We start from the raw sequence: 13,624 nt of genomic DNA on the forward strand, positions 1-13,624 counted from the left end.
CGTGAAGACGCTGCCTTCCACGCAATTTGCGGTTCCGCAGATCGCAACATCCCGCCGGCGGCAATGAGATTTATGGCGAAGTGTGCGCTTACCTTGAAGACCCTTAGCATTCAGGGCGGGTCACATGCCCTGACGGTCTCGCATCCATCGCCTCGCTATCGAGGAAGCAGCCTCCGCGAAGTAACGCCGGCGAGCAACCCGCAAACCCGACATCAAGCTAAACCAGGAGATTGAACATGAAAATCGTCGTCATCGGAGGCACAGGCCTCATTGGTTCGAAGACCGTTGAACGGCTTCGCAAGCGTGGCCACGAGGTGTTGGCTGCCTCTCCGAATTCGGGTGTAAACACAGTTACCGGAGAAGGCCTCGTCGAAGCGTTGGCCGGTGCGCAGGTCGTGATCGACCTGGCGAACTCGCCAAGCTTCGAAGAAAAGGTCGCCATGGAATTCTTCGAAGCGGCCGGCCGCAACCTCTTCGCTGCAGAAAAGACTGCAGGCGTTCGCCATCACGTAGCGCTGTCGGTCGTCGGTACCGACCGCATGCAGGCGATGGGGTATTTCCGCGCCAAGCTGCGCCAGGAGGAGCACATCCGGAATTCCGGCATTCCCTACACGATCGTCCACGCGACGCAGTTCTTCGAGTTCGTGGGGGCCATCGCTCAATCGGCGACCGAGGGAACGAATGTTCGCGCGCCCACGGGCGCTTTCCAGCCGATAGCAGCAGACAATGTCGCCGATGCCATGGCCGATGCCGCTCTGGCCGAGCCGGTAAACGGCGTAATCGAGATCGCCGGTCCGGAGCTAGCCCCTATGAACGAGTTCATCGCGCGTTACCTCAAGGCTACCAACGATCCGCGCACCCTCGTCGCTGACCCTAACGCCTGTTATTTCGAGATCGAGATCAATGACCGGACACTGGTTCCGGACGACAGCGCCCGCCTCGGCGCGATCCACTTCGAGGATTGGCTACAGTCCCCCGCCGCCCAGAAGAAGTAAGCGCCCGCGCATATTCCATTTGGGTTCGCCGTCCCGGCAGACCTCTGCTCACCGACCCTAACCGCAGCCCTTGTCTGGCATCGACAACGCTATGGCACCGGTGGCCGGCGCCATAGCGGTTCTAACCAACACCGAGATACCCGGCTGTGCCGACGAGCGCTGTCAGGAGGAATCCATGCGCATTGAAAAACTCTATCCCATGACGTCGGCTGATGTTGATCGATGTCGCCGCGACGCTGCAGGCTGCTGCCCTGACGCTTTCCAATCCGGGGATCGAATTGGCCGTCGTCAGCGAGGAAGGCGGCAAGGCGGCGGGGGTGCTCAGCAAATCCGATCTCATTCGCTGATGAGTCGCAACATCATTTCCTGCAGCTCGGGCGACGATTTGCAGGCCGCATGGCAGGTCATGATGGAAAACCGCATCCAGAACATGCCGGTCCTCGGCAACGATGCGAAACCGCTCGGTGTCCTGGATATCCGCGACGCGCTGAGAGTGCTGCTCTTCGAGCAGGAACAACTGCAGGAACATATGTTGGCGAACTACATCGCTGGCATTGGTTACTAATCGCCGGATCTTGGGACGATCGTCATGTTTCAAGCATATCTGATTGAAATCGCCGCTGCGCCGCTGGCATGGCTGATCATTCTTGGCCTGACCGGAATAGCCGTGTGGAAATTCATCGGTCCGACGCGCTCCAATCTGCGGCTTGTGGTGCAGATCATCTTCTTTACGGCCATGACTTCCGTCATCGTTCTCGCAGATATTCCGCTTGGTCAATCGCAAGGCCTGGGTATTGGCGACGAGCAGGCGGCTTTCATCGTCTTCGCCCAGTTACTGTGGTGGCTCCATCTCTCTTGGGCCGTCATCGGGTTCGTGCGGATCTATCTGGTTCTGGAAGGTAGGCCACGCGAGGCCCGTTTGCTGCAGGATATCGTCGTCGGCGCGGTTTACATGTGCGTCACGCTCGCCGCCCTCGCTTTCGTTTTCGGCGCCCCTGTTGGAACGCTGATTGCGACTTCCGGCGTCATAGCCATTGCGCTCGGCCTTGCTCTTCAGAACACACTCGGCGACGTATTTTCCGGTGTCGCTCTCAATCTCGGGCACACCTATGTGCTGGGCGACTGGATCCTCCTTGAGGACGGCACGGAAGGACGCGTCATTGCAAGTACCTGGCGCTCGACGCAGATTCTAACGGGCGCCAACAATATCGTGGTCCTGCCCAACAGCGTCCTTGCGAAGCTAAAGCTGACTAATGTCAGCCGGCCGGATGAGACGCATCTTCTCAAGATGACGGTGCGGGTGGTACCGACGCACGCTCCTTCGATTATCGAGGAGGCCATGCTGACGGTTCTGGCGGGCTGCAATTCCATCATGCGGGAGCCGCCGCCCTTGGTTTCGCTGAGCGGCGTGGATGCAACCGCGCTGGAAATTCATCTGTTTTTCCGGGTGAGCAATCCGATGCTGAGGATGAAGGCGCAAAACGAGGTGATCGACCGCTTCTACCGACATTGCCGATCCGCCGGTATCCAGCTTGCGATGCCGCCCATGGCCACCATCAATGGAACCCCGTCGAATGAAACAGCCAGGCCACCTGATGTGACGCTGCAGGAGGTCATCGATGAAAATCCAATCTTCTCCGGACTGACGCGATCCGAAAGAGAAAAATTGGCCCAATCGGGCATAGAGCGTGAATATCGCAAGGGGGATGTCATCGTCTCCCAAGGACAGTCGCTGCCCTCGATGACGATTATCCGCACCGGCGTCGTATCGATGCAGCATGACCAGCAGGAAAAGCGGCGCCTTTCGGCGGGCGACTTCTTTGGTGAAACCGGGCTCCTCGCGGGAATGCACGAAGCTTACACGCTGCAAGCGCTGACGCGGATCGCCGCCTACGAGATCGACCAGAAGAGTTTCGCGCGCCTGATCGCCGACCGTCCGGCGATTGCCGAGGAGGTCGCGGCGATGCTATCCGCATGTTCCGGCGACAACAGCCAGCTTCCGATGGCAGCGGCAAAACACGAACGGAGCGCCTCCGCTTTCTTGAAGTCGATCCGGACGATCTTCAGCACCTGAATGTCGGCCGCAGGCCGAAAACCATCGAAAACACCAAAGAAGGACGAGACCATGGGCGTGAAACTCTTTTACGCGCCGGGCGCCTGCAGCCTGGCGAGCCACATCTGCCTGATCGAGGGAAACATGCAGTTCGAAGCCGAACGTGTCGATTTGAAAACGAAGATTACCGCGTCGGGGGATGATTTTCGCGCGGTGACCGCCAAGGGATATGTGCCGGCGCTGATGCTCGACAGTGGCGAAGTCGTCACCGAAAATGTTGCGGTGTTGGCTTATCTAGCGGGAGAACTGCCGGCGCTCGACGTCAGCGGCGAGTTGGGCCGTACCCGGCTTATCGAGGTGCTAGCCTATCTCTCCACGGAAATCCACAAGAGCTTCGAATCCTTATTTCTGGGTGCCAACACGAAGGAACACGCCAAAACTAGCGCCTCCATCACCTATCGCCTTCAGTATCTCGCCGACCATATGCGTGACGAATACCTGTTCGGCGATCATCCGAGCGTGGCCGATTTCTATCTGTTCGTGATGATGAGCTGGGCCAAGATCTTCGGCGTCGAAATCCCGGCGCCGCTGCTTGCGCTCGATAGGCGCCTGCTGGCGCGGCCTTCGGTCCAGGCCGCGTTGAGGAGTGAAGGGCTCGCCACCTGACAACCGCCCGCGTCTCTCCAGACAGGCCTTTTAGGCTCCTCCGCGTCAGCGGCGGACGTCTGTCCGGCGCTCATAGTGGGTACGCCTCAGCCGCGTTTAAGGCCAAAATTGCCTTGCGAATCTTCGCCCTATCCTTCGGAACAGGTGTTTTTGTCGCAAGCTCCCATATACCTTTCTCATAAAATAGGCCGTAGTGCTGTCTCGCTCTAAGACGCACCATGGCAATTCCTAGTGCAATGGGGTCGGGTTGAGGCATGTCGAACTCCGCCGGAACGTCGGGGATGGATAGTAGTGGTGGATCGCAAGGCCCACCCGATATCGATGCCGTACAGGCGGCGAAGCTGGTCGAGCGGATCACCGGCAATGCCTGGGCCGCCGATGCCGCGGGCAAACTTATCTATGTGACACCGGCCGCGCTCGCCTTTTTCGGCGCAAGCCCGGAAAGCCTCAATTCGCAGCCGGATAAGAATACGTTCGACTGGAGACGGGTCATCCACCCGGAAGATTACGATGCAGCCGCTGTCGCATGGCGCCGGTGCTTGCAGACGGGCGAGCAATACACTGTCGAGCACCGAACGCTGCGTGCGACCGGAATCTATGGCTGGGTGCGCAGCACCGGGCAGCCGATCCGTGACGGGGAGGGCGCAATCGCCGGATGGTACGGCACGCTAAGCGACATCGCCCTCCCCGAAGACACCGATAGCCCGCATGCCGGTCGACCCGCTCGGGACCCCCTTTTGTCGATGGACACGGTACATCCGCACGACAGGCTAACCGACGAGCAGGCGGCTGCGCGAGCCTTCTTTCACGGCATCCCCCAGATCAGAAGCTACCGCCAGCTTCAGGCGGATAGCAGCTACGAGCGGGTTGCGTTTCGTGTGGAGCCGGATCACGGGATCAGCATCGAAGTCGATCCGGCTGTGGCACGCCAGGCCGAGTCCTGGATGACCGCAAGCTCGTTCGGTGAGACGGCTGATGCGGTCCAGGCCGCTCTTGCCATCGAAAAGCTCTATGGCGGCGCTTGGGCGATCGACGTCACCGGACAATTTACCTATGCAACTCCAGCGGTGCAGACCTCTATCGCGATGACGCTTGAGGATCTCAACCTTCTGCTGGATGGCAAATCCTTCCTGGAAGGCGGGCGTCAGGGCTGGCAGCGCGGCACGCATCCCGACGATAGCGAAAGAATGGGAGAGACAGTACGACACGCGCTCAGGACAGGCGAGCATTGGAACTTCGAATGCAGGATCCTGCGTGCCAACGGCGCTTATGTCTGGCACTGGGCTGCAGCCCGCCCGACGCGTGATAGGCAGGGACGTGTTACCGGGTGGTATGGAACTGCATTGGACATCGACGTGTATAAGAGAACCGAGGCTGCACTCCGCGAGCGCGAACGGCAACTGCAGCAGCTTATCGACACCGTGCCGGCGCTGATCTGGAGCGCGATGGCCAACGGAGCTCCGACCTATGTCAACAAACCCTTCACGGAAGTCACCGGGGCCACGCTCGAAGATATGATCGCGCCGGATCAATCGGCTTCGCTCGGCGTCGTTCACCCCGAGGACAGGGCGGCGGCGCGAGAGGCTTTCCTACATTCGGTCGCGACAGGCATCCCGTATATTCAAAGATACCGTCAACACCGTGCCGGCGGTGACTATCGCTGGACCGAGACGCGGGCCGAACCGCTGCGGGATGAATTGGGCACGATCGTCCAATGGTGTGGCGTGAGCTCCGACATCCACGACCTCATAACCACCCAGGAAGCGCTACGCGAGAGCGAGCAACACCTCCAGCAACTCGTCGAAACGCTGCCCGCGTTGGTCTACTGCGCCTTGCCGGATGGCAAGCCGATATATCGCAGCCAGCGGCTCCGCCAATATCTCGGTTTCAATCTCGAGGAAACGGATGGTCTCGGAAAATCCCGACTGGAAGGCACGCTCGACGCCGTGATCCATCCGCACGATCTAGCTGCCGTGAAGGAACGGTATGCCCATTCGCTAGCGACCGGCGAGCCCTATTTGCTACGACATCGCCTAAGGCGCTTTGACGGCGTGTACCGTTGGGTGGAGACCCGTGCTTCGGCAATGCGCAATGGTGACGGCGAAATCGTTCAGTGGAACGGCATCTGCCTGGATATCGACGATCAGGTCCAGACCCAAGAGGAGTTGAGCCGTGCCCAGGAAAATCTCGCCCGCTCAAGTCAGGCCGCCAGCCTGGCAGAATTATCAGCCTCAATCGCGCATGAGGTGAACCAGCCGCTTTCGGCAGTGATGAACTATTCCAGCGCCTGCCAGCGCTGGCTCACCGCCGAGCCGCCCAATATCGAACGCGCCCAGAAAACGCTCGATCGCATAGTTCATAGCGCCAATTCCGCAGCAGATGTCGTCAGCCGCATTCGCGCCCTCTTCAAGCAGTCGACGGATAAGCGTGACAGTTCCGAGCTTGGCGCCGTCGTCAGGCAGGCGCGTGACCTGCTTGCAGAGGAGGCGGGTCGGCGACGCATCAGGATGGATATCGAAGGCGAGAGCGGTCTCCGGCTCGTCCCATTCGACCGGGTGCAGATTCAGCAAGTGTTGGTCAATCTCATGCGCAACGGCATGGATGCGATGGCTTCCGTTTCGAACGACCGTGTTGTCCAGATCCGCGCCTTCCGGGCGGGGGATATGGTGCGCGTTGAGGTCAAGGACAGGGGGCGAGGCGTCCAGTTCCCCGACAAGATTTTCGAGCCGTTTTTTACAACCAAAGATCAGGGCATGGGCATGGGCCTCGCAATTTCCCGCTCGATCGTAGAATCGCATGGCGGTCAGTTATGGGCAGAAAAGAATGAACCGAGCGGCGCGAATTTCGTGTTCACCCTGCCGCTCGACGTGGCGAAGATGCCATGAACCAATAGCCTGCCATAGGGAGGAACGGTATGAACAAGTCTGTGGTAGCGCTCGTCGACGACGACCCGAGCGTGCTTGCTTCATTGGCGGAACTCCTGGAATCGGCGGGATACGAAACCCGCAGCTTCCTCTCGGGCGAGGCGTTGCTCGCTTCCGGGCTTAAGGGCGTTGACGTGTTGATTACCGATATCGGGATGCCCGGTACTGATGGATTCGAACTCCGAGATCTTGCCCGGCAGCAGAACCCGCAACTGCCGGTATTCCTGATCACGGGGCGCCATGAAATCGCCGATCAGGACCGCGCACGCTGCATTGACGGGTTTTTGCGAAAGCCTTTTGCAGGGCACACCCTGCTTGCGGCCGTTCGCGATGCCCTGGACGATCGACAGTGCTGATCAGAATCCACGCTTTGGCATAGCTCCGTCCGCCCGGGCATCGCGACTGTCTTATCAAACAACCAACCGGGTGGAGGGGGCGCAAATGTCTGTTTACAACGCCGGTCGCAGAGTTTCGCGTGGGAGCGCAACACGCTCAACGCGGCCGTCTGTTTTGATCAATCGCAATCACGCCCTATTTTCGGGACGCCCTTTTAAATGCCAGCTCAAGCAACACTGAATCCTCGCGTTCGTAAACGAACAAGCCAGCCTACCCTATTCTCTAGTGTAGCCTATCCTCTCCCTTGACCCCAATCGACTGCTCAGATGCCCCCCAATACACTCAGCCGCATGGGCCGTGCCCGGCACGTTCCAACCCCGCAGAACAGGAGCGCATCATGACGCAGGCAGAAGCAAATCCCCGTACGATGGGGCAGGAGGAGACAATCATGAGCTTGGATAACACCCTACGTGGCGGCCGATCGGCAACCGAAGAATTGGTTCCATCGCGCTACGCGGTGAAGGTCGGCGAAATTGAAGTGCTGGTGATCAGCGATGGAGTGCTACCCCTTCCAACCGCGATGTTGGGACACAATGCCGACCCGACGGAACGCGCCGCATGGCTGGACAATATGTTCCTGCCGCAGGAAGCTTTCGACTGGGCGCTGAACGCGGTGGTGGTGCGCAGCGGCGTGCAGGTGATCCTTATCGACGCCGGTCTGGGGCTGGATCCGGAATTGAACCTGCCGCGGGCCGGGCAATTGGTGAAGAGACTTGAGAGTGCCGGCATCGACCTCGGGTCCGTGACCGATGTCGTACTGACCCACATGCATATGGACCACGTTGGCGGGCTGCTCGTCGAAGGCGTCAAGGATCGGTTGCGTCCGGACCTGCGCATTCACGTTGCCGCCGCCGAGGTTAAGTTCTGGGAGGCGCCCGATTTCACGCATGTCAACATGCCTGCCGGCTTTCCGGATGCACTTCGTGCGGCCGCCAAACGGTTCGCCAAGGAATACCATGACCAGCTGCGGCTGTTCGATGAGGAACACCAGGTGGCTCCGGGCGTCGTCGTCTCTCGCACCGGCGGCCATACCCCCGGGCACAGCGTGGTCCGCGTTGCGTCCGGGAACGACCGGCTGATGTTCGCCGGCGACGCCGTGTTCGCGGTTGGCTTCGAGCACCCCGACTGGTTCAACGGCTTCGAGCACGATCCTGAGGAAGCTGCCCGTGTTAGGGTCCGGCTTTTGCGAGAGCTGGCGGCGACTGGGGAACTGCTGGTAGCTACTCATATGCCGTTCCCGTCGGTCGGGCACGTTGCGGTTGACGGCGACGCCTTTCGTTGGGTGCCGGTTTTCTGGGACTATTAACCGAATATTGACCTAGCCGCCAATCAAGCGACCGCATGCGATCGGACATCCTTGGAGATCGCGTGCGGTTCTTCGCGGCACGGTGCTGATGCGCCGCGCTCTCCCCAATTTTTTGCCCTGCAGCAGTCAGGAAGAGGTTGTGACATGATTGCCATGGAAGCACGCATCGTCGCCGGCACTTCGGTTCCGGGAACGCCGCTCGTCGGCCGAGCGATCGATTATGCGCGGGAGGCTTGTGAGCCCTATCTCTTCAATCACGTCATGCGATCCTGGCTGTTTGCCGCAAAGATCGCCGAGCTGCAGAACATAACGCACGACGCCGAGGTGCTCGCAGTCGGCACGCTGTTGCATGATATCACCCTGAATGAGCGATTTGCAGGGCCCCGCCGTTTCGAAGTGGAAGCCGCCGATCTGGCTCGAAAGTTCGCGACGGAAGCCGGACTCGATGGACGGCGTGCCCAGCTGATCTGGGACAGCGTCGCCCTCAACTCGACCCCCTCGATCGGGCTCTACAAGGAAGCGGAGATCGCACTTTGCACGGCAGGAATCTGCTTTGATGTTGTGGGCCTCAAATACAGCCTCATTCCCTCGTCCGAAGTGCGGGCGATCATTGCCGAGTTTCCCCGGCTTGGGATGAAGAAAAAAATGACCGCATGTTTTTGCCACATCGCCAAAACGCAGCCCGAAACCACCTACGACAATTTTGTCCGGGATTTCGGCGAGCGCCTGGTTCCCGGTTACAGTGTCCCTTCCTCGGTCGATCTCATCGCCGAAGCCCCCTTCGCTGAATGATGCAGCGATATCGGCTATCATTGATGCCGATGCTAAAAACCGGCAGGGGCGTAGCAGGCGCCTCAAAGGCCCAGAGTTGATGTGGCCTCTCGTCTCCTGCTTCTCCGCACGTTTGAGTAGTCGCCACCACAGATCGGACGACAGGAAAATCTTGGAGTGCGTCGGCTTTACGGGGCAAAGCGGCGTGGCCACCTTCATCCTTCGTGCACAGCCGTTTAGCGTGAAGGGTCGCGCAGGATAGGCTCCAAATGTTCTCGTTTCGATTGACCGGTGGATCGAGGGCCATACCGCCCTAGGATCCACCGGTCAGTCAACCCAACGCCTTAGGTCGGATCCTAATCGCCGTAGGGATCAGTAGTCCCACCAAGCCGGGACCCAGCGATAAAGGTCGCCGGCGGCTGCCACACGACCGACCGACGGGAACGGCATGTGCGTCGACACCAGCCAAGATCCGGTTTCCGCCAGCTCTTTCATAAGACGGAGCCGGACGCGGGTTGCTTCCTCTGGGTCGTGTTCAAAGCCGTTATGCCACTCAGGATGGTCGAAGGAAACCGGGAATAGGGCGTCGCCCCCGAACATAAGCCGTTCGCCGCGAGACGAGATCCGGACCACGCTATGCCCTGGGGTGTGGCCGCCGGTGCGTGCGACAACCACCCCCGGCGCCACCTCGGACTGCTCATCAAAGGTGCGCAAATGACTGCCGAACATGTCCATGAACTCGAGCGACGCCTTGCGTGCCAGATCCGCAAGTGCCGGTGGCATGGCCGTAAGCGAGAAATCGGGTGACTTCCAGAATTTGGCTTCTGCCGCGGACACATGGACGCGCAGATCTGCACGCATCCTCTCTTTCACGCCTTCGACGAGCAGCCCGCCAACATGGTCGAAGTGCATGTGCGTCAATACAACGTCGGTCACGGATTCAAGATCGACGCCGGCGGCTTCCAGACGATGGCCAAACTGTCCGGCTCGGGGGAAGTCGGGGTACTCTTCGCCGATACCGCTGTCGATGAGAATCGTCTGGTCGCCGCTACGTACCACCACGGCGTTCAACGCCCAGTCAAAGGCTTCCTTCGATAGAAACCTTTCGTCTAGCCACGCTCCACGTTCGGCTGGGTTGGCATTGGTGGCCATTGACTCGGCTGGAGGTGTCAGCATCCCATCGCTGATAACCACCACTTCGATCTCACCCACCTGAACCGCGTAGCGTGACGGAACCAGTTCGTCCGGCGTCGGTCTTTCCTGCTGGATGATTTTTCGGGGGCTGATTTCTGCTTTCGACATATGCGCTCCTGTTTTCGCAATTCATACGTGCCGGTCGGGCTACATCAGGGAATCTAGTTTGGAGCGTTTTAGCAGTCGACCTACACATGAGTATGGGGCGGTCACGCTCATCCCGCCCGGACTCAAGGAACACAGCCAGGTCTCCTGGTTTGCGTCCGAAATCTCATAATCTTCCGACCGGAACCGGAGCGGAACCGCGGCGTAGTCTCGCCTCCTCGTGCATGTTGATGGATGTCGATACGAGAACGCGGGTGACCAGCGATGTAGGAAAACGGACCTAGGAAGATTCGTTTTTTGAGGATCGATACGGACGATCAATCGTCGGCGCGGAAGGACTGCTCCGGAGATAACGCGGCGGCTCAATGCCGACGGATGCCCGTTCTCGTTCAGGTCTTCGGCGTGGGCAACTCTATTCCCCCTGTTTCCGGCAGCCACCGTCGCGGCGAACTGCCAGCAACTCGTCGAGTCGCGAGGCAACCCAAATCACGGTCATCGACCCCTGCGCGAAGCGATAGCCGAACTCGAAGTCTTCTGTCTCAAGTCTAGCATGAACATGTCGGACAACGGCTGAAGCTACACAGCCGCAGTGATCACCCGTCTTCGTGACCGCTGCAATCGGTCCCTGACCGCGCTGCCAAACCGCGGAGATACTGGCATGATCAGTTCAATCGCTCATCTTCGCCGGAATTTCCTCGCCCGGTACTGGGGTAATGTCGGGCGCTTCTTCCGGGACATCATCAGGTCCCGGCTCCTCAATTGGGCGATCTGGGTCGGGCAGCGAATCGGGCGGAGTATCTGGTGGAACTTCCTCGGGCCTTTTCGGGTCTCTGGGGCCTGGGACGGTAACAACCTGGGGCTCCGAGGGCGTCAGGCCTGCCGGGCCGGGCATCGGAATTGGTTCAGTAGGTTTCGTGCTCACGATGGACTCCTCCTCAGGAGGGCAACTGATACCGCGCCGTTTTTGTTCCGCAAGCAGGGAGGCGAGGCATGAGCGCCGACCCCGCTTCATGCTCGATGGCCACACCATGTGCGTCGGGCTCGCATTGAGGCCATGCCAAGGTGCCGTCGGGCTCATATTGCGTCGTCCACCGCCATACGCTCGGCAAGCATCTTGCGCAGTATCCTAGTCGAGCTCAACCCGGATTACGCGGATGTCGCGGTTCGCGCGTAGCGAAAGCGCGCCCATAAACCTGACGAAGAACCAGCATGAGAAATCTTTCCCATCCGTGCCGGTGGGACCAGAGAGGCCGCCATCGCAGCCCCTCTTTATGGTCATGTCACGGAGATACGCGGCCACCCCCAGACGTTCCCTTGAGCATCCACGGCAGAACCGCGGGCGCTTCAACAAGAATCCCCTTCTTCTTCGCAAACGCACAGAGCGTATCGCGCGCGACACTGATGGGCTTCAGCCCGTCGTGAGCCAGGTAGCACGTCTTCAAGGTCGCATCGTGGATAACATCCTGATCTCCTTCGGACCACTCCTCAAGGAAGTCGATCGCGTCGGCCAGGTTGGTAATCTCGATGACCAGGTCCTTCCTTTCACTCAGGTAAACTGGTCGATCAAACATCTTCGTTTGCATTTCTACCTCACTGAACTGATTGTTTTTCAACAAGGAAAGCGCTTTGCGCTCGACGAAAATTTATTTTCGACGCCGCGCCAGTTCAAGAGGTCTAGCGCGTTTTTTCGCCAAATCTCGCCATCAGTGCCGCCAGACCCTCCTTGGCGCCTACGCCAAATACGGTCCCGACGCAATCACCATCCCTGACGCTTTGAACATCAAGGAAGACGTGCCTCATCAACATGAAGATGGACCATGATCGCCTCGGCCCACCCGTTTGCCAGCGGTCCGCGGCGAGCGCTCCTCGAAAGCCCGCCCCGTTCGCCGGCTTCGACGAGACGGCCGAACGGAAAACTATACTAGCAAGTTTATTGCGGACGTAGATTAGAGGGAAAACTCGCCGGGCCTGAGGCAAAAGCGAGGGATGCCACAGCTGTAATCATGATCTTCATCGGTAGTCTCCTAGGTTCGAACCTCCCGCCAAGGATTGCGGGAGACTTTGGCCTAGGACTATTGCGGAGACGGCGACATAAGGCAGGTGTCGTATTTCGACCGTTCCGCGATCCGCGACGCCTCCAGGTGGTTAGCGACTTGTTTCGAACACATTGGCCTCCTATACCTCGTCGTTGGCATTGCTATGAGCGCTGAATGATTCGCCGCTCGCAAATGCCTCGTCGCTTTAGACTTTTGACCACGGATGTACTGGCACTGGTTGGCAAGCGATGATGAGGAAGGTCGGTGCGGTTTCGCCCCGGCCTTTTTTCATGGGAATTGATCTCAATTTGTTCCTACTCCGGACGAGCTAATTGAGCTTAGACATGCGCGGTATGTCCTGTGGATGTTCGCTGCTCGTTCTCGCGTTTTAGATTTAGCTTGAAGGCGCACCACCTAGTTTAGCGGGTGATTGGTGGTGTCGGCGCTGTTTCTGATCCGAATTCCGGTTCAAACGCCATGATGCCAAGCACGATCCCCACGAGAATGCAGAGCAGCACGATGAAGATGAGGCCGGATTTGTCCATCGCTCACTTCAGGCTCAGAATGCGAGCAATTCGTGGCAGAGCGTGATCAGAGCAGGGCGTCCGCTTCCAGATCCAGCGCCATGGTAGTGGTGACCTTTGCCTCGCGCCGAGAGGTGGATGAATCCCGTAACAATTTCCGCAGGCAGGACAAACGGTAAGTCGCGTGGCCCATGACCACGAAGAACCGGGTCCATGCCCAGGCCTGCAACCAGTCCTCATTCTCTCCAGTGCAGGCGGCGCGCGCCACATGATTTTTGCCTGACGTTCAATTTCATCGGGGGAGCGGTGCGGTACTTTGCGGCAAGGGCCAGCGCGAGAGCCCGGAGGTTTGCGAGAATGTCTCGGTGCTCGTCGGCTGCTTGCGCCTGGGCGTTTAGCTCCGCCAGCAGGCGCTCATCATCGTCGGCCATTGGTGCCTCCATTAAGCGCTGGCCTTCCGATCCAGCGACAATCTCGGGAGCGTGCAAACTTTCAATTTTCTCGAAATCAGTATTGGAAGCTTCAACTTGGATCACAGGTCGAACCGCAGACTGATTTCGTGGCGGCTATGATGAAAACTATCATCAAGGCGTCGGCCGTCTGGTCGATCCTGACATGAACGATGTCTCCGCGCGCTGGAAAGCGCTCCGGTCC

The 13,624-nt window shown here is 59.2% G+C and carries 12 protein-coding genes; 8 read left to right on the forward strand and 4 right to left on the reverse strand.

Annotated elements, in window-relative coordinates:
* The first annotated feature begins 236 nt into the window (after nucleotides 1-236).
* From ASD52_RS20100 to ASD52_RS20135, 8 genes are all read left to right on the forward strand, one after another.
* On the forward strand, nucleotides 237-995 hold the full coding sequence (locus ASD52_RS20100; protein ID WP_057225327.1) for an SDR family oxidoreductase: 759 nt from the start codon (nucleotides 237-239) through the stop codon (nucleotides 993-995).
* Between the two features lie 175 nt (nucleotides 996-1,170).
* Nucleotides 1,171-1,560: a CBS domain-containing protein gene (locus ASD52_RS20105; protein WP_244497493.1), complete on the forward strand. Its 390-nt coding sequence runs from the start codon at nucleotides 1,171-1,173 to the stop codon at nucleotides 1,558-1,560.
* A 24-nt stretch (nucleotides 1,561-1,584) separates the two neighbouring features.
* The gene (locus ASD52_RS20110) at nucleotides 1,585-3,069 is read left to right on the forward strand and encodes a mechanosensitive ion channel family protein (RefSeq protein ID WP_057208204.1); all 1,485 of its coding nucleotides are present in this window, start codon (nucleotides 1,585-1,587) and stop codon (nucleotides 3,067-3,069) included.
* Nucleotides 3,070-3,120: 51 nt separating this feature from the next.
* Complete coding sequence (locus ASD52_RS20115) at nucleotides 3,121-3,714, forward strand: glutathione S-transferase C-terminal domain-containing protein (RefSeq protein ID WP_244496087.1); 594 nt, start codon at nucleotides 3,121-3,123, stop codon at nucleotides 3,712-3,714.
* Between the two features lie 281 nt (nucleotides 3,715-3,995).
* Nucleotides 3,996-6,599: a PAS domain-containing protein gene (locus ASD52_RS20120; RefSeq protein ID WP_244497494.1), complete on the forward strand. Its 2,604-nt coding sequence runs from the start codon at nucleotides 3,996-3,998 to the stop codon at nucleotides 6,597-6,599.
* Between the two features lie 29 nt (nucleotides 6,600-6,628).
* Complete coding sequence (locus ASD52_RS20125; protein WP_057208208.1) at nucleotides 6,629-6,994, forward strand: response regulator; 366 nt, start codon at nucleotides 6,629-6,631, stop codon at nucleotides 6,992-6,994.
* 428 nt (nucleotides 6,995-7,422) lie between these two features.
* Nucleotides 7,423-8,340 (forward strand): MBL fold metallo-hydrolase, encoded by a 918-nt coding sequence (locus tag ASD52_RS20130; RefSeq protein ID WP_225906472.1) that lies wholly within the window; start codon nucleotides 7,423-7,425, stop codon nucleotides 8,338-8,340.
* 144 nt (nucleotides 8,341-8,484) lie between these two features.
* Nucleotides 8,485-9,132, forward strand: coding sequence for a hypothetical protein (locus ASD52_RS20135; RefSeq protein WP_057208212.1), 648 nt, complete (start codon nucleotides 8,485-8,487; stop codon nucleotides 9,130-9,132).
* A 351-nt stretch (nucleotides 9,133-9,483) separates the two neighbouring features.
* Here the strand turns inward: ASD52_RS20135 and ASD52_RS20140 are convergent, their stop codons facing one another.
* The 4 genes from ASD52_RS20140 to ASD52_RS20155 all read right to left on the reverse strand — a co-directional run bounded on the left by ASD52_RS20140 (nucleotide 9,484) and on the right by ASD52_RS20155 (nucleotide 13,401).
* On the reverse strand, nucleotides 9,484-10,413 hold the full coding sequence (locus ASD52_RS20140; protein WP_057208214.1) for an MBL fold metallo-hydrolase: 930 nt from the start codon (nucleotides 10,411-10,413) through the stop codon (nucleotides 9,484-9,486).
* A gap of 1,277 nt (nucleotides 10,414-11,690) precedes the next feature.
* The gene (locus ASD52_RS20150) at nucleotides 11,691-11,993 is read right to left on the reverse strand and encodes a DUF982 domain-containing protein (protein ID WP_057208218.1); all 303 of its coding nucleotides are present in this window, start codon (nucleotides 11,991-11,993) and stop codon (nucleotides 11,691-11,693) included.
* 872 nt (nucleotides 11,994-12,865) lie between these two features.
* A complete protein-coding gene (locus tag ASD52_RS38615) occupies nucleotides 12,866-12,991 on the reverse strand; it encodes an exopeptide (protein WP_107028007.1) in 126 nt (41 codons plus the stop codon).
* Nucleotides 12,992-13,206: 215 nt separating this feature from the next.
* Nucleotides 13,207-13,401: a hypothetical protein gene (locus tag ASD52_RS20155; protein ID WP_146160917.1), complete on the reverse strand. Its 195-nt coding sequence runs from the start codon at nucleotides 13,399-13,401 to the stop codon at nucleotides 13,207-13,209.
* Nucleotides 13,402-13,624 lie beyond the last annotated feature (223 nt).

Source organism: Ensifer sp. Root142 (genome assembly GCF_001426785.1).
Taxonomy (GTDB): Bacteria; Pseudomonadota; Alphaproteobacteria; order Rhizobiales; family Rhizobiaceae; genus Ensifer; species Ensifer canadensis.